Origin of the sequence: Candidatus Puniceispirillum marinum IMCC1322 (assembly GCF_000024465.1) — a bacterium.
GTDB lineage: Bacteria > Pseudomonadota > Alphaproteobacteria > Puniceispirillales > Puniceispirillaceae > Puniceispirillum > Puniceispirillum marinum.
In genome coordinates, this window is sequence record NC_014010.1 from 2,239,347 (window position 1) to 2,255,407 (window position 16,061).

Here is a 16,061-nt window from a genome sequence, read left to right on the forward strand (position 1 = left end):
ATAAAGTGGTTAGGATTAGGCAAAGACTGCCACTGGTTTTGTATCTATTTCGTGCACTAACGGTCTTTAATCAAAACAAGGGAGCTAATGATGAAGAAACTGTCTTTTATCTGTGTGATAGCCATGGCTGTGTCAACGCCGGTTTTTGCAGACGGGTCGCTGAATATCTATAACTGGTCGGATTATATTGGCGAAGATACGATTGCTAATTTCGAAGCAGAAACTGGCATTGATGTCACCTATGATATGTATGACTCGAATGAGGTTCTGGATGCCAAAATGATGGCAGGTTCATCTGGTTATGATCTGGTTGTCCCAACTGCCGATTTCCTCGTACGTGGCCGCGAAGCTGGCGTGTATCAGGATATGGATCTGTCACGCCTTAAAAATGCTAGTAATCAGGATCCGCAAATTCAAGGCCTAGCAGATCAAGCGATGGGTTCGAACGCGGCAGGTCTGGTCTATATGTGGGGTACAACAGGTGTAGCCTATAATGAAAAGATGATCGCTGACCGGCTTGGCGACGATGCACCTACTGATAGCTGGAGCCTGATCCTCGATCCGAAATATGCGTCCAAGCTTGAAGATTGTGGCATCGCCATTCTGGATGCACCTACCGATGTTTTACCAAACGTCATCGCCTATCTTGGCAAGGATGGCACCAGTAAAAACAAAGCTGATTTTGAAGCAGCAGGTGAAGTCTTGAATGCGGTGCAACCATATTTACGCTACATCCATTCCAGCCAGTCAATCAACGATATGGCCAATGGTGATCTATGTGCGGCGATTATGTGGTCGGGTGACGCCTTTCAGGCGGCAGCACGCGCCGAAGAAGCCGAAAACGGGCATATTATCAATTATGTCATTCCATCCGAGGGGACAAATATGTGGTTTGACGTTATGGCAATTCCGGCTGATGCCAAGAATCTGGATAACGCCTATAAATTCATTGATTACATGATGCGGGCTGATGTGGCTGCGGAAAATGTGAATTATGTCTGGTATGCCAGCGGTAATGCGGCGGCAAATCCGCAAATTGATCCCGAAATTCTGGAACATCCGGGCATCTATCCATCGGCTGAGGCACAAAAAAACCTGTTTGTTGTTCCCGTCTATGACGCCAAACTGGACCGTGTGGTGAACCGTGTCTGGTCACGCTTTGCATCAGGCGGCTGATAACTAACTGCTGATGTTATAATCTGATCTGATTCCCATCTTTGGCGTCGTGTATGCCGAAGGTGGGTGATCGGGTTGGTTCACACCTAAGAACAGGATGAGATTGGTCGATGGCTCCCTTTATCCGCCTGCAGAATGTCACTAAAAGTTTTGCTGATATCAATGCCGTGAATAACCTATCGCTGGATATCGAGCAGGGGGAATTATTTTGCCTGCTGGGTGCGTCTGGATGTGGAAAATCGACTTTGTTGCGGATGCTTGCCGGGTTTGAAACACCAACCTCCGGACGCATTGAAATTGATGGTCAGGATATGGTCGATGTATCGCCTGCTGACCGTCCTGTAAATATGATGTTTCAGAGCTATGCGTTGTTTCCGCATATGACGGTTGCCAATAATATTGCCTATGGTTTGCGCCGTGCCGGTATGCAGGGCGCCGAACTAGATGCGCGTGTTAATAGCCTCATAAAGCTTGTCCGGCTTGATGGGCTGGGATTGCGCAAACCGCATAAATTGTCAGGAGGTCAGCGCCAACGCGTTGCCCTTGCGCGTGCTTTGGCGCGTCAGCCAAAGTTACTACTACTTGACGAGCCTTTGGCGGCGCTGGATAAGAAATTACGCGAAGATACCCAGTTCGAGCTTGTTGATATTCAGGAAAAACTGGGTACAACATTTATTGTTGTGACACACGATCAAGAAGAAGCCATGACGCTGGCCACGCGGATTGGTATTATGGATCAGGGTTGCCTTGAACAGGTTGACGCGCCTCGCGTTCTGTATGAACGGCCAAAGAATAGTTTTGTGGCTAATTTTCTGGGCACGGCCACCTTTATCACAGGTACTGTTGCAAAAATCGATGGCCCATTCATTCATGTCGATGGGGCATGCCCGACAGTGGTATGTCTTGATCCACAGTCAGACCAGGTTATGCCTGAAACGGGTGCCGCAGTGACGCTTGCGATCCGGCCAGAAAAAATTCATCTGACCCGAGATGCTACTGGCCGAGATAATGAAAGCTCAGTCATTATTGAAGATATTGCCTATCTGGGCGTTGCTTCGAATTATCGGGTTAAACGCGATGATGGCTTGCTATTCAAACTGCAACAGACGCATAGCCAACGTAACGAGACACCGCTGGAATGGGAAGAAAAAGGCTTTGTGCATTTCGACCCTGCCGATGTGATCTTGCTTGAGGATTAGGCGATGGGCGCGTTCATAGCACGTTTTGGAAAGCGCCTTGTTGTTATTTTGCCGCTGACATGGCTGGCTATGTTTTTCCTGATGCCTTTGATTGAAACTGTGCAGGTTTCATTTACCACTGCCCGTCGTAGTGTACCGCCCTATGCCCCTTTATGGGGGTTTGAGGATGGTGTTTTTTTCACCAATTTCAATCTCGAAAATTACGCCTTGCTGTTTGAATATTGGCAGGATTATCTGGGGCCAGCGGGTAATTCGGTGCGGCTAGCCTTTTTTGCGACGCTTGTTTGTCTGCTTTTTGCCTATCCGATGGCTTGGTGGATAGCACGATCTGCCGCGCGTATGCGAACCATATTACTGGTTCTGGTCATGTTGCCTTTCTGGACGTCGAGCTTGTTGCGGCTGTATGCGCTGATTGGCCTTTTGAATCCCAACGGATTCATCAATAGCACGCTTATTTATATCGGCCTGATTGATCAGCCGATTGGCATGATGCAGACCGATTTTTCAATCTATATGGGTATGGTTCTGACCTATTTACCGCTGATGATTTTGCCACTTTACGCAACGATGGTGCGGCTTGACGGAGATTTGATCGAGGCAGCAGCCGATCTTGGCGGATCGCGCTTTCATATCTTTGCCACCGTCATTCTGCCTTTGACGATACCGGGTATCATCGCGGGAAGTCTGCTGGTGTTTATTCCTGCGGTTGGTGAATTTGTCGTGCCAGCTTTGCTTGGTGGCCCCGATCAGATGATGATCGGCAAAGTGCTATGGACCGAGTTTTTCCGCAATCGTGACTGGCCAGTGGCGGCATCGCTTGCCATGTTGCTGATTGCCATTCTGACTGTGCCGATTATCTATGCGCGTTATCAGGATGGTCGTCAGGATGATGCCGAAACGCATAAGCTGGGGAACTCCGCGTCATGAAACAGGGCATTGGCTGGTTATCATTGACGCTGGGCGTGCTTGGCTTTGGGCTATTATATTTGCCCATAACAGTCATGATCGCCTATAGCTTTAACGCTGGAAAGCTGGTGTCTGTCTGGTCAGGGTTTTCAACCAAATGGTATGCCAGTCTGCTGCATAATGACCAGTTGCTCTCGGCCTTTGGAAAGTCACTCTGGGTCGCTTTCTGGGCCGCGAACATATCAACTATTTTCGGTATTTTAATTGCCATTGCATTTGTCCGTCTGGGCAATTTTCGCTTTCGTCTGGGGTTGAGCGCGCTGGCAAGTGCACCTCTGGTCATGCCGGAAGTGGTGACTGGCCTGTCGATGCTGTTGCTATTCATTGCGATGGAATCGATGTTTGGCTGGCCAGCAGGGCGCGGGATCGACACGATCATCATAGCCCATGCCACGTTCGGTATGTGTTTTGCTGCTGTTGTCATTCAGGCGCGGTTGCGCGATTTTGACCAGGCTCTGGAAGATGCCGCCTGTGATCTGGGCGCCCGCCAGCCTTATATCTTTTTGACAATCACCTTGCCGATCATTGCACCAGCGGTGGTCGCGGCATGGCTTCTGGCGTTCACGCTCAGCTTTGATGATCTGGTGATTGCCAGCTTTGTCAGTGGCCCCGGAAGTTCGACTTTGCCGATTGTTGTTTTTGCAAAAGTGCGCCTTGGTGTAACCCCTGAAATTAATGCCCTGGCCACAATGATGATTGCTGTTGTTGCCATCAGCGTGATTAGTGCCAGTATCATTATGCATCGACGGCTTGCCAATAAAACGGAATAAGGATGCGTATGGCCAGGCCGATGAATGGATTTACAGGAGCAGACTATGAATGATGAAAAAGGTGATCAGGCGTTTCGCGTTACCACCGAAACCGAAATGTGGCCGGAAATGACCTATGCTGGCGCGCTCAGTTTTTTGCGGCGAAAATATAGCCGGTCATTGGACGGTGTGGATGTTGTTGTCAGCGGCATCCCCTATGATAATGCTGTTACCTATCGCTCGGGATGCCGGCTTGGCCCGCGCGCGATCCGGGCAGGCGGCGTACAGCTATCCGAGTTGAAACATTTTCCCTATGGCTTTGATCCGTTCGAGACATTGTCGGTGATCGATTATGGTGATTGTTACCTTGATCCGCATATGCCGCTGACGATTTTTGATGCGATCGAAGCCCACGCTGATCATATTCTGGCATCAGGTGCCAAAATGCTCAGCTTTGGTGGCGATCATTCGGTGGCCTACCCTTTGTTAAAGGCGCATGCCAAAATACACGGCCCGATCACGCTGGTGCAATTTGATGCGCATTGCGATACATGGCCGGATGATGGTGTGCGCTTTGATCATGGCACCATGTTTGACCGGGCGGTGAATGAAGGCGTTGTTGACGCCAGCACATCAACACAGGTTGGTTTGCGTACCTATAATGACAGTGATTGCGGTTTTGAGATTCTGACCAGCCCATGGATTCATCGAAATGGCATTGATGCTGCGATTGAGATTGTCAACGAACGTGCTGGGGATAATCCGGTCTATCTGTCATTTGACATTGATGGGCTTGATCCGGCCTTTGCACCAGGAACAGGAACGCCGGTTTCGGGCGGGCTGGCCAGCTGGCAGGGGATGGAATTTATCCGGGGTCTGGAACCGCTGAATCTGGTGGGCATGGATCTGGTCGAGGTTGCCCCCGCCTATGATCATGCCGAAATCACCGCGATTGCGGCGGCAACGATGGCTTTTAACTGGCTTGCCGTTCTGGCCAAAAAACAAGGTGCGGCAACGCATCCGGTTGGGCGCCTGTGATTATATCCTGTCGTTGCCTAGAGTTTTAATCGGTCGCGCAGTTTGTACCATGCCATACCTAGTGCCAGCGCTGGTGTCCGGAAAATGCCGCCCGGGAAGGGCAGATGTTTGAGTTGCGTCATCACGTCAAAAACGGCGCCATTGCCGCTGATGGCATCGGCAATGATATGGCCTGCCTGTCCAGTCAGGGCGACGCCGTGCCCCGAAAAGCCCTGTACGAAATAGACATCATCGTTGGTGCGGCCAAAATGCGGAATGCGGTTCACCGTAATGCCGATCTTGCCTGACCATATCTGTTCAATATCAGCGCCAGCCAGCATCGGGAAAACAGCTTCCATGCGATGGCGCAAATCACGTTCCAGATTGCCGATCTGAACATTTGTATAGCTGGCGCGCCCTCCAAAGATCATCCGGCCATTGGCGTCAATCCGGTAATAATTGAGGGCGGCATTGCAATCGGATACCGCCACGCCGGTGGGTAAAATTGCCTTTATCATATTATCCGATAGGGGCTTTGTGGCCAGAATTGACGAGGTTACCTGTGCTAGTCTGCGGCGCATATGGGGTAATGCGAGGTCCCCAAGATAAGCATTACCGCATAGGACAATGATCCTGGGCTGGATCGTTTTGCCATCAGCCGTGGTGAGGAATTTTTCCGGTTTCGTGACAAGCCTTGTGATTGGTGTGTTTTCATAAATCCGTGCCCCTGCCGCCTGTGCCGCAGTGGCTAGCCCCAGCAGATATTTCAGGGGCTGGATATGCCCGCAACCGCTGTCATGTAAAGCGCCTACATAGGCGTCTGAACCAATATGTTTGGCTAGCGCATTCGGATTGTCGAGACGTGTGAAATGATCATATCCGCGTGCTTCCCATTCAGTCTGCATTATGTCCAGATCGCGCATTTGCCCTTTATGCAAGGCAGCGTGCAGATAGCCAAACCGCAAGTCACAATCGATATCATAGTCAGCTACATTCTTTGTGAGCAGATCGACTGCGCCCATGCCCGCCTGCCACGCAAGATCGGCATCGCTTGGTGAGACTTGTCGGCTAATATGGTGAAAATCATTTGGCCAGCCCTGACACACATGGCCACCATTTCGCCCTGAACCGCCTGTGCCAAGGCTATACGCTTCACATAGGGCAACGTCATATCCACGCTTGGCTAGGGTCAATGCTGTTGAAACGCCGGTAAGGCCACCGCCAATAATGGCGACATCACAAACCAGATCTGTATCCAGCCGTGGATTGATTTTACGTGCGCCCGTTTCATGTGCATAGATTGAGTCGAGTATCGTCATCTATGATATGACCCCATGATATTTGTTAAGGTGACATTTGTTAAGCTGTTATGATTGCTTATGAATTTTATCCAGCGTAATGTTATCTTAACGTAATCTGGACGCCATGGTGAACGCAAGTGTCTAAACAGCATCATGTATATACCGTTGATGGATTATGTGACATCTACAACATGCATTCAGGTGACTGATGAAAATAGATAATTCGACTTCCAGCACGTGGCAACAGATGGATGCGGCGCATCATCTTGCCCCATTTACCGATTATGCCGAGATCCGTGAACATGGCGCGCGCGTGATCACCCATGCTGATGGCCATTATATTTATGACGGTGATGGCAATATGATACTTGATGCCATGGCAGGGTTGTGGTGTGTGAATGTTGGCTATGGACAGCAAAGCCTGGTTGATGCTGCCACAGAGCAAATGCGCATACTTCCCTATTATAATAATTTTTTCAAAACGACAAACCAGCCTGTTGCGGCCTTGTCACAGCGACTTGCCGAGATCACGCCAGATGGGTTGAATAATGTTTTTTATGCCAATTCGGGTTCCGAGGCGAATGATACGATCATCCGTATGGTGCGGCATTTCTGGGCGCTGGAGGGCAAGCCTGCCAAGCGCAAGATCATTGGTCGCACCTATGGTTATCATGGCAGTACGGTTATGGCGGCAAGTATGGGCGGTATGGTGGATATGCACCGCCAGGCCGCCGATCAGCCTGATTTTGAACATATCCGTCCACCTTATGCCTTTTTGTATCAGGGGAATAGTGATGAGGCTGAATTTGCGGCACATTCGGCATCGCTGCTGGAAGACAAGATTGTCGAAGTTGGTGCAGATAATGTTGCGGCCTTTATCGCCGAGCCGATCCAAGGTGCGGGCGGTGTGATTATTCCACCGGCAGGTTATTTTGATCATATACAGGCTATTTGTAAGCGGCATGATATTCTGTTTATCGCCGATGAGGTGATCACTGGTTTTGGACGCACGGGTCACTGGTTTGCCAGTCAGGCCATGGGGCTTGCCCCTGATATGATGACATTGGCCAAGGGTCTGACATCGGGTTATGTGCCAATGTCGGCGGTCATGGTTGGTGATCGTGTTGCGCAGCGTCTGATCGCGGATGGCGGTGAATTCTATCATGGCTTTACATATTCGGGGCATCCGGTGGCATCGGCGGTGGCGCTGGCTAATCTTGATTTGATTGAAGAGCTTGGTCTGGTGACGCGAGTTCGCGATGAAACCGGGCCCTATCTGGCATCTGCTTTGGCACGCCTTGCCGATCATCCGATTGTCGGTGAGGTGCGCTCTTATGGCATGCTTGGCGCGATCGAACTTGTCAAAAGTAAGGATGGCCCTACGCTGTTTGAAGATGTTGGCAAGGCTGGTGCGCTGTGCCGCGATCATGCGATTGCGCATGGCATGATGATGCGGGCTGTACGTGATGGCATGATCATGTCACCGCCGCTAACCTTTACAACACAAGATATTGACAAGATGGTCGATATTGTCACCCTTGCACTGGATAAAACCGCCGCGGATCTGGGAATTACCTGATCCAGCATGGTTTGATATGATTTGCGGCAGACAAAATTAGATCGCAGGAGATCTTATGAGTTTTGACATGAAAAACTGGCTGAAAGAACAGTCAATCACCGAAGTTGAATGTCTGGTAAGTGATATTTCAGGTATCCCGCGTGGTAAAATCCTGCCGGTTCAGAAATTTGTTTCGGCGCTGGAAACAGGCGGATTACGGTTGCCAGAATATGTATTCGGGCAGTCAGTGACAGGTGAATATCATGATAGCGAAGTGCTGAATGAAATTGGCAGTGATGTCATTCTGATTCCTGACCAATCAACATGCCGGCTTGTGCCATGGTATAGCGAGCCAACAGCACAGGTGATCCATGATGCGACAAATACCGACGGAGATGAGGTTGCTTTTGCGCCGCGGGCGGTATTAAAGAATGTGCTTGGACTGTTTGAGAAAGCAGGTCTTGAGCCGGTTGTTGCGCCTGAGCTGGAATTTTTTCTTGTCGAACAAAGCGCCGATGCGAATAACCCGCTGGTCACCCCAACGGGGCGTTCAGGGCGTGCTGAAAAAGCCAAACAGGCCTATGGCATTGATGCGGTAAATGAATTTGATCCGCTTTTTGAAGAAATCTATGATCATTGTGAAGCGCAAGGCCTCGATGTTGACACATTGAGCCATGAATCCGGTGCCGCACAGATGGAAATAAATTTCAATCATGGCGATGCGCTGGAATTGGCAGACCAAGCGTTTCTGTTCAAGCGCACAGTGCGCCAGACCGCGCTTAACCACAATGTTCACGCGACGTTCATGGCCAAACCTATGCAGGATCAGCCTGGCAGTTCGATGCATATTCACAGCTCGATCAAGAATAAGAAAACAGGCAAAAATATTTTTGTGAATGATGATGGGTCAGATAGTGATGCCTTTTATCACGCTTTGGCTGGCATGCAGCGTTATCTTGTCGGGGCGATGGCGCTAATGGCGCCTTATGTGAATTCCTATAGGCGGCGAACGGGTGCCGAGGACTCGCCAGCCAATCTGGCATGGGGCGTCGATAACCGTACTGTTGGTTTGCGCGTGCCTTTCGGTGGGCAGTCAAGCCGACGGATCGAAAACCGTATTCCGGGTGCCGATGCGAATCCGTATCTGGCGATTGCGGCGACGCTGGCGGCTATCTGGCTTGGTTTGCAGGAAGAAAGGCGGCCGACAAAGCCGCGTAATGTCAGCGCCGAAGGGCTTGAAACGCTACCTAAGAATCTGGATGTTGCACTTGATGTACTGGAAAAGGCCAAGGCACTGCATCCGGTGCTTGGTGAAGAATTTGTCAAATTATTTGTTGAGGTCAAACGTGCCGAAGCTGACGAATTTCTGGAAGTTATCAGCCCGTGGGAACGCGAATATCTATTGCTGAATGTCTAGGGTTGTGGGCATCCTGCCCCTGCCAGATATTTACCGTTACATGTTGAGTTAAGTGAGCCATGACCATGCAGACCAGATTGACAATTCGCCGCCCTGATGACTGGCATCTGCACCTGCGTGATGGTGATATGCTACAGGCGGTGATCGCGGATACAACACGGCATTTTGGCCGCGCGATCATTATGCCCAATCTGGTGCCGCCTGTGGTGACAGCAAAAGATGCGGCGGCCTATCGCGACCGTATTATGGCAGCTTGTCCTCTTCACGCCGATTTTGCGCCCTTGATGACGCTGTATCTGACGGAAACAACTGATGCCGATGATGTGGCGCTGGCGGCCGAAGCAGGTCTTGTACATGCGGTCAAATTATATCCGGCAGGTGCCACCACCAATTCGGCATCGGGCGTTCGTGATTTTGACAAGGTGATACCGGTGCTGGAACGCATGGCTGAAATTGGTCTGCCGCTATGTGTGCATGGCGAGGTGACCGATAAGGATGTTGATATATTTGATCGTGAGGCAGTCTTTATCGAGCGTGTGCTGATACCGCTGCGTGTGCGGGTGCCGGCATTGCGTGTCGTGTTTGAACATGTAACCACAAGTGATGGCGTCGATTATGTGACTGGCGGCGGTGACAATATCGCCGCCACAATCACAACGCATCATCTGTTCATCAACCGGAATGATATTCTGGTCGGCGGGATACGCCCACATAATTATTGTCTGCCGGTGGCCAAGCGTGAATCACATCGGCGCGCCCTTGTCAGTGCCGCCACGTCAGGCGCAGCTTCATTCTTTTTAGGGACGGATAGCGCGCCGCATCTGGATGCGGCCAAATTATCGGCTTGTGGCTGTGCTGGGATCTATACCGCGCCTAATACGATGTCATGCCTTGCCCATATTTTTGATCAGGCAGATGCGCTGGCGAATCTTGAGGCTTTCACTTCGCTGAATGGCCCGGCCTTTTACCGGCTTCCCCCTAATGACACAAAAATTAATCTGATACGCCGTGATCATCCGGTGACCTACCCGCAAGCGCGCAAGACACCCGACGGCGATGTTACTATTTTTGATTGCGGGGTGCCGCTATATTGGGATGTTGAAACAACGGAATAGATGCTGGGTAATTTACAGTTTGCTTTCCCTGATGCCGTGATTCGGCCGCATCGATTTATCGGCGCGTGCTTCACGATGGGTGATATAGGCGGTTGATAGAAAGATCACCGCACCACCTATCCATGTCCATATATCCGGCACTTCGCTGAAAATGAACCATGCAACCACGGCAGCAAAAGGCAGCTTCACGAATTCGAGATGTTGCAAGCTGGTTATTTCGACAAGTCCACAAGCGCGGGTAAAGCAGATATGCGCAATTGTTGCCGCCAAGGTCAGGCAAATCAAAAGCACCCATCCCTCCATATCAGGCCATTGCCAGACAAAGTAGGCGGGCACAAAGGATATTGGTGCCTGAATAACAACCATCCACAGAACTATGGCATTTACCGACTCGGTTTCGGTCATCTTTTTCACTAACAGGCTAGCACCGGCAATACATAATGACCCAACAAGTGCCAGCATGGCACCAAGTGATACTTCGCTTATGCCAGGTTGTAGAATAAGCAAAGCGCCAAAAAATCCAATAATGATCGCAATGATCCGCCGAATACGGATGATTTCGCCCAGAAACATAGCGGCCCCAAGCGTGATAAAGAGTGGACAGGTAAAATTAAGCGCCGTTACTTCGGCAAGTGGAATTAATGTCACCGCGGTAAAGCCGGCAGCCATGCCAATAAAATTGACGATGCCCCGATATATAAAAAGGCGTGGGCGTACCATTTTGATGGTCTTGATGCCGGATCGCAAAATGAGAGGCAAAAGACATAATGCCCCAAGGAAATTACGAAAAAACACCACCTCCATGACCGGAATTGTTTGCGACGACAAACGGATAAATACCCCCATGACGGTGAACAGCAACATGGCCGCAAGCATCAGTAATGTTGCCTGCCATTCGGTCGATAGTCGGTTAAAGGCGTGCATCGAAGCCCGCTTTCTGAAGGATGAATGAGTCGTGTCTCACCATTCTATCGCTAATTGGTACTTTGACAAAGCGCTAAGCTATGGTGAAGATGAATAGGTTTTAATCTTATGTTTGGAATCTGGTTTGGAACGGACATCGGTAATAGCGCCATTGCAATATATTGCCGCACGCGGGGCGGTGGCAGAATTTGTCGCGTCACAGGCAGGTGGGGCGGCCGCAACGCATCCGGGCGAATATAATATCGTCGATGTCGAGATTGCAAATGGGCGCGGCCAGAATTTCAGCATTGACCGTGAAGGGTTTCAACTGGTTGCCCAGCCAAGTGCGGTCAGCGATTTTTATGACGATCTGTTGATCAGTGATATTTATGAGGCCGAAGTCAAGGCATTGATAAAGTCGGTGACAGGCGCAGATCAAGTGCATATTTTTGATCACACACGGCGCGCAGCAACCGACAGTTTGCGCAAGGCGGTTAAATCGCGCGAACCAGCATCGGTTATCCATAATGACTATACAGATTTTTCCGCGATCCAGCGCCTGCGTGACCTTTTGCCCGATCAGGCTGAAGACCGGCTACAGAAACGGTTTGCAATCGTCAATGTCTGGCGGTCAATCCATGGCACAGTTGAAACCTTTCCCATGGCTTTTTGCGACTCAACAAGCGTTGTGATTGATGATCTGGTAGCTGTCAAACGGTTATCGAATGACCGCATTGGTGAAATTCAATATGCCTTGCACAACCCCAATCATCGCTGGTTTTACTTTCCAGCGATGAAGATGGATGAGGCAGCGTTAATCAAAACCTATGACTCGGCAACTGATGGCAGGGCGCGCTTTACCATCCATAGTGCCTTTGATGATCCATCGGCGGCGGCTGATGCTGCCCCACGCCAAAGTATCGAGACACGTTGTTTCGTATTCTTTTGACATTACATATGAATAAGCACTGATGCAGTTTTGTTTTGGAAAGAGTTACTATGGCGTCATCTATCATTATCCATTGGTTCCGCCAAGATTTGCGTCTGGCCGATAATCCGTCTTTGGTTGCGGCGGCGCAGGCTGGTGATGTGTTGCCGCTTTTTATCCTTGATGATGACAATGCAGGTGATCACAAAACAGGTGCCGCCGGACGGAGTTGGCTTCATCATGCGCTGAACGCGTTAAATATGTCACTGGATGGTAAATTATGTGTGATGCGTGGCGATCCTGTCGATATCATCCCCAAACTTGTTGCCAAGGTCGGGGCATCGGGCGTGTTCTGGAACCGCTGTTATGAACCATGGCGCATCGCCCGCGACAAAATGTTAAAGACCAATTTGACCAATAATAATATTCAGGTTGAGAGCTTTAACGGGTCGTTATTATGGGAGCCATGGACAGTTTTGAAAGGTGATGGCACACCGTATCGCGTCTTTACGCCTTTTTACCGGCGGGGGTGCCTTAATGCAGCCCCACCGCGTTTACCGCTAGCCAGACCCGACGCCATGCAGTTGGTTGCTGATCCCGAGTCGTCTATGTCGATTGATGCGCTTAATTTGCTTCCGGATCATGATTGGGGCGCGAAAATGGCTTCCCATTGGCAGATTGGTGAGGCAGCCGCAATGACCCGTCTGCATGATTTTGTCGAAGGGGGACTCAATGGCTATAAGGATGGTCGCAATTTTCCAGCACGTCCACATACGTCGAGGCTGTCAGCGCATCTGCATTGGGGGGAAATTTCGCCGAATATGGCGTGGTATGCGGCCATTGAAAAGCGCGATCAAGCTGGCTTTGATAATGATATAGATGTGTTCCTGTCCGAACTTGGCTGGCGCGAATTTTCGCATTCTCTATTATATCATTTTCCACATTTACCAAGACAGAATTTGCAACCCAAATTTGACAGTTTTCCATGGCAAAGCGATGACAATGCTTTGCGCGCGTGGCAACAGGGCAAAACCGGATATCCCATCATTGATGCTGGCATGCGCGAATTATGGGAAACAGGTTATATGCATAATCGGGTGCGGATGATTGTCGGGTCATTTCTGGTCAAAAATCTGCTATTGCATTGGCATCATGGTGAAGCATGGTTCTGGGATTGTCTGGTTGATGCCGATCTTGCCAATAACAGTGCTGGCTGGCAATGGATTGCCGGATGTGGCGCTGATGCGGCACCTTATTTCCGGGTTTTCAATCCGATCACGCAAGGCACTAAATTTGACGCTGATGGCAGTTATACCCGCCGGTTTGTGCCAGAGTTGGCCACCTTGCCAAACAAATATCTTTTCAGTCCGTGGGAAGCCCCCGCGCTTGAATTACAGGCTGCCGGTATAACGCTTGGAAAGGACTATCCAAACCCCATTGTCGATGTGAAGCGGTCGCGTGAAGCGGCGCTGGCGGCCTTTGCCACGACACGAGTCGAGCCATGAGTAGAGAGGTTTCGTGATGGCAGATACGAGTGGCGCACTTCGACTGGTTCTGGCAGACCAGTTGACGCATGATCTTGCCAGCTTGTGCGATATCAATATGGCTGATGATGTGGTGATGTTGTGCGAAGTGCAGGATGAAGTCACCTATGTCCGGCACCACAAGCGCAAGGTCGCTTTTCTGTTTTCAGCGATGCGCCATTTTGCCGAAGAATTGCGCCGAAAGGGCATCACAGTTCATTATGTAACCCTTGATGATTCCAAAAATACAGGCAGTTTTACCAGTGAGGTTGGCCGGGCAATCACCTTGTTCGCTCCGGATCGACTCATTCTAACCGAACCTGGAGAATATCGCGTGCGTGCGGCTATGGATGAATGGCGGCAGGTGCTGGATGTCGATGTCGAGATCCGAGATGATGACCGGTTCTTGTGCACGCATGACGAATTTAGCATCTGGGCTGAAGGGCGCAAACAATTACGGATGGATTTTTTCTATCGGGACATGCGGCGGCGTTTTGACATTCTGATGCAGGGTGATACCCCGATTGGCGATAAGTGGAATTATGATGCCGATAACCGTGAGTCACCCGACCTTACGCAGGTAGTGCCAGCCCCCTATCGATGTCCGCCAGATGACATTACCAAAGAGGTGTTGACGCTTGTGGCGGCGCGATGTGCGGATCATTTTGGCAGTCTTGAAGATTTCGACTTTGCCGTAACGCGAAAAGGCGCGCTTGAAGTGCTGGCAAAATTCATTGATGAACGCTTGCCTTTATTTGGCAAATTTCAGGATGCGATGATTGAGGATGAGCCATGGATGTATCACAGCCATATCGGTTTTTACCTGAATGCGGGATTGCTGACGCCGCTGGAAGTCATCAAAGCTGTCGAGCAGGAATATCATAACGGTAATGCGCCACTAAATGCGGTCGAAGGATTTATCCGCCAGATTTTGGGATGGCGGGAATTTATACGCGGTATTTACTGGCTGAAAATGCCAGGTTATGCGGCGCTGAATTACCTTGAAGCATCCCGGCCTTTGCCAGCGTTATTCTGGACCGGGGACACGCGGATGAACTGCATGCGGCAATCGATTTCCCAGACCGCGCGTTATGCCTATGCGCATCATATCCAGAGGTTGATGGTGCTTGGAAATTTTGCCCTGCTGACGGGACTTGATCCGGTCATGGTCAATGAATGGTATCTGGTTGTATATGCTGATGCTTATGAATGGGTGGAATTACCAAATGTATCGGGCATGGTATTATTTGCCGATGGCGGCTATCTGGCCAGCAAGCCCTATGCGGCAGGGGGTGCTTATATTAACCGGATGTCAAACTACTGCAAAAATTGCGTGTATAAAGTGACCGCAAAGTCAGGCAAGGAGGCCTGTCCGTTTAATTATCTATATTGGGATTTTCTGGCGCGAAATCGTGAAAAACTGGGGAATAATGCTCGTCTTGGTATGATGTATCGCAGTCTTGATAAGATGGCTGATGAAAAGATCACACAAGTCAAAGCTGATGCGTTAGATTTTTTTGCCGATCTGGATAAGGGCGTCGTTTAAATTAGGAGAGGATAGAAAGCATGCGTCGAAATAAAGCTACATTTACAAAGTTTATAGGCACAATGTCCCGGTTGCTCTGCACGCTTGCTGTGGCGGGTGCCGCCATGGTCGGGCTTTCATCATGTGCACAAAAGGATGTTGCCGAGTTTGCCGATCGCCAGCCAGCATTGATGCTAGAACAATTTTTTGACGGGCAAAGCATTGCTTATGGAATTTTTGAAGACCGTTTTGGTAATGTACGTCGTCAATTTCGGGTCAATCTGAATGGTCGGATCGATGGTAATGTTCTGACTCTGGATGAAGATTTTCTGTATGATGATGGCGAACGCGCAAACCGCATATGGACCATAGTCAATGATGGAAAAAATGCGGCTGGACATTATCAATATCAGGGCACAGCTGATGATATCACGGGTACCGCAACGGGTGTTGTGGCTGGCAATACGCTGAACTGGTCGTATGATGTGGTTCTGAATATGTCAGGTAACGATGTCGAGGTGCATTTTGACGATTGGATCTATAAACAGGACGAAGATGTTGCGATCAACCGCGCTTATATCAGTAAATATGGCATTGAAATCGGGTCAGTCACGATCGTATTTTTACGTGGACAGGCGGCAACCGCGGTTGGCCCGCTTGATCTTTCAAAATGGCCTGAATAGC

At 50.0% G+C, this 16,061-nt stretch carries 14 protein-coding genes; 12 read left to right on the forward strand and 2 right to left on the reverse strand.

What is annotated here, in order from left to right:
• Positions 1 to 87: 87 nt before the first annotated feature.
• The 5 genes from SAR116_RS10425 to speB all read left to right on the forward strand — a co-directional run bounded on the left by SAR116_RS10425 (position 88) and on the right by speB (position 5,128).
• The gene (locus SAR116_RS10425; RefSeq protein WP_238531150.1) at positions 88 to 1,176 is read left to right on the forward strand and encodes a polyamine ABC transporter substrate-binding protein; all 1,089 of its coding nucleotides are present in this window, start codon (positions 88 to 90) and stop codon (positions 1,174 to 1,176) included.
• Positions 1,177 to 1,286: 110 nt separating this feature from the next.
• Positions 1,287 to 2,375: an ABC transporter ATP-binding protein gene (locus SAR116_RS10430; protein ID WP_013046902.1), complete on the forward strand. Its 1,089-nt coding sequence runs from the start codon at positions 1,287 to 1,289 to the stop codon at positions 2,373 to 2,375.
• 3 nt (positions 2,376 to 2,378) lie between these two features.
• On the forward strand, positions 2,379 to 3,302 hold the full coding sequence (locus tag SAR116_RS10435) for an ABC transporter permease (RefSeq protein ID WP_013046903.1): 924 nt from the start codon (positions 2,379 to 2,381) through the stop codon (positions 3,300 to 3,302).
• Entirely contained in the window at positions 3,299 to 4,111 is an 813-nt protein-coding gene (locus tag SAR116_RS10440; protein WP_013046904.1) for an ABC transporter permease subunit, read from the forward strand. The genes SAR116_RS10435 and SAR116_RS10440 overlap by 4 nt, the downstream gene beginning before the upstream one ends.
• 45 nt (positions 4,112 to 4,156) lie before the next feature.
• Positions 4,157 to 5,128, forward strand: a complete 972-nt coding sequence (gene speB / locus SAR116_RS10445) for an agmatinase (protein WP_013046905.1) — start codon at positions 4,157 to 4,159, stop codon at positions 5,126 to 5,128.
• A gap of 17 nt (positions 5,129 to 5,145) precedes the next feature.
• Here the strand turns inward: speB and SAR116_RS10450 are convergent, their stop codons facing one another.
• Positions 5,146 to 6,426, reverse strand: coding sequence for an NAD(P)/FAD-dependent oxidoreductase (locus SAR116_RS10450; RefSeq protein WP_013046906.1), 1,281 nt, complete (start codon positions 6,424 to 6,426; stop codon positions 5,146 to 5,148).
• A 190-nt stretch (positions 6,427 to 6,616) separates the two neighbouring features.
• Here SAR116_RS10450 and SAR116_RS10455 point away from each other — a divergent pair, with 190 nt between their 5' ends.
• The 3 genes from SAR116_RS10455 (at position 6,617) to pyrC (ending at position 10,498) form a co-directional block, all read left to right on the forward strand.
• Positions 6,617 to 7,987 (forward strand): aspartate aminotransferase family protein, encoded by a 1,371-nt coding sequence (locus SAR116_RS10455; protein WP_013046907.1) that lies wholly within the window; start codon positions 6,617 to 6,619, stop codon positions 7,985 to 7,987.
• Positions 7,988 to 8,042: 55 nt separating this feature from the next.
• Positions 8,043 to 9,383, forward strand: coding sequence for a glutamine synthetase family protein (locus SAR116_RS10460; protein WP_013046908.1), 1,341 nt, complete (start codon positions 8,043 to 8,045; stop codon positions 9,381 to 9,383).
• 65 nt (positions 9,384 to 9,448) lie between these two features.
• Positions 9,449 to 10,498: a dihydroorotase gene (pyrC, locus tag SAR116_RS10465; RefSeq protein ID WP_013046909.1), complete on the forward strand. Its 1,050-nt coding sequence runs from the start codon at positions 9,449 to 9,451 to the stop codon at positions 10,496 to 10,498.
• A 12-nt stretch (positions 10,499 to 10,510) separates the two neighbouring features.
• Here the strand turns inward: pyrC and SAR116_RS10470 are convergent, their stop codons facing one another.
• Positions 10,511 to 11,422, reverse strand: coding sequence for a DMT family transporter (locus SAR116_RS10470; protein ID WP_013046910.1), 912 nt, complete (start codon positions 11,420 to 11,422; stop codon positions 10,511 to 10,513).
• 124 nt (positions 11,423 to 11,546) lie between these two features.
• On the opposite strand from SAR116_RS10470, the gene SAR116_RS10475 reads away from it, so the two are divergent.
• Genes SAR116_RS10475 through SAR116_RS10490 form a run of 4 tightly spaced genes read left to right on the forward strand, consistent with a single transcriptional unit; the run spans position 11,547 to position 16,060 of the window.
• Entirely contained in the window at positions 11,547 to 12,350 is an 804-nt protein-coding gene (locus SAR116_RS10475) for a CmcJ/NvfI family oxidoreductase (RefSeq protein ID WP_238531151.1), read from the forward strand.
• A 50-nt stretch (positions 12,351 to 12,400) separates the two neighbouring features.
• Entirely contained in the window at positions 12,401 to 13,834 is a 1,434-nt protein-coding gene (locus tag SAR116_RS10480; protein ID WP_013046912.1) for a cryptochrome/photolyase family protein, read from the forward strand.
• A 16-nt stretch (positions 13,835 to 13,850) separates the two neighbouring features.
• Positions 13,851 to 15,398, forward strand: coding sequence for a cryptochrome/photolyase family protein (locus SAR116_RS10485; RefSeq protein ID WP_013046913.1), 1,548 nt, complete (start codon positions 13,851 to 13,853; stop codon positions 15,396 to 15,398).
• Between the two features lie 20 nt (positions 15,399 to 15,418).
• Complete coding sequence (locus SAR116_RS10490) at positions 15,419 to 16,060, forward strand: DUF3833 domain-containing protein (protein ID WP_013046914.1); 642 nt, start codon at positions 15,419 to 15,421, stop codon at positions 16,058 to 16,060.
• The last annotated feature ends 1 nt before the right edge of the window (position 16,061 follow it).

Excerpts from the sequence above, each read along its gene's own strand:
- SAR116_RS10425 (WP_238531150.1), top strand. The coding sequence starts at position 88 with ATGATGAAGAAACTGTCTTTTATCTGTGTGATAGCCATGGCTGTGTCA.
- SAR116_RS10430 (WP_013046902.1), top strand. The coding sequence starts at position 1,287 with ATGGCTCCCTTTATCCGCCTGCAGAATGTCACTAAAAGTTTTGCTGAT.
- SAR116_RS10435 (WP_013046903.1), top strand. The coding sequence starts at position 2,379 with ATGGGCGCGTTCATAGCACGTTTTGGAAAGCGCCTTGTTGTTATTTTG.
- SAR116_RS10440 (WP_013046904.1), top strand. The coding sequence starts at position 3,299 with ATGAAACAGGGCATTGGCTGGTTATCATTGACGCTGGGCGTGCTTGGC.
- speB (WP_013046905.1), top strand. The coding sequence starts at position 4,157 with ATGAATGATGAAAAAGGTGATCAGGCGTTTCGCGTTACCACCGAAACC.
- SAR116_RS10450 (WP_013046906.1), bottom strand. The coding sequence starts at position 6,426 with ATGACGATACTCGACTCAATCTATGCACATGAAACGGGCGCACGTAAA.
- SAR116_RS10455 (WP_013046907.1), top strand. The coding sequence starts at position 6,617 with ATGAAAATAGATAATTCGACTTCCAGCACGTGGCAACAGATGGATGCG.
- SAR116_RS10460 (WP_013046908.1), top strand. The coding sequence starts at position 8,043 with ATGAGTTTTGACATGAAAAACTGGCTGAAAGAACAGTCAATCACCGAA.
- pyrC (WP_013046909.1), top strand. The coding sequence starts at position 9,449 with ATGCAGACCAGATTGACAATTCGCCGCCCTGATGACTGGCATCTGCAC.
- SAR116_RS10470 (WP_013046910.1), bottom strand. The coding sequence starts at position 11,422 with ATGCACGCCTTTAACCGACTATCGACCGAATGGCAGGCAACATTACTG.
- SAR116_RS10480 (WP_013046912.1), top strand. The coding sequence starts at position 12,401 with ATGGCGTCATCTATCATTATCCATTGGTTCCGCCAAGATTTGCGTCTG.
- SAR116_RS10485 (WP_013046913.1), top strand. The coding sequence starts at position 13,851 with ATGGCAGATACGAGTGGCGCACTTCGACTGGTTCTGGCAGACCAGTTG.
- SAR116_RS10490 (WP_013046914.1), top strand. The coding sequence starts at position 15,419 with ATGCGTCGAAATAAAGCTACATTTACAAAGTTTATAGGCACAATGTCC.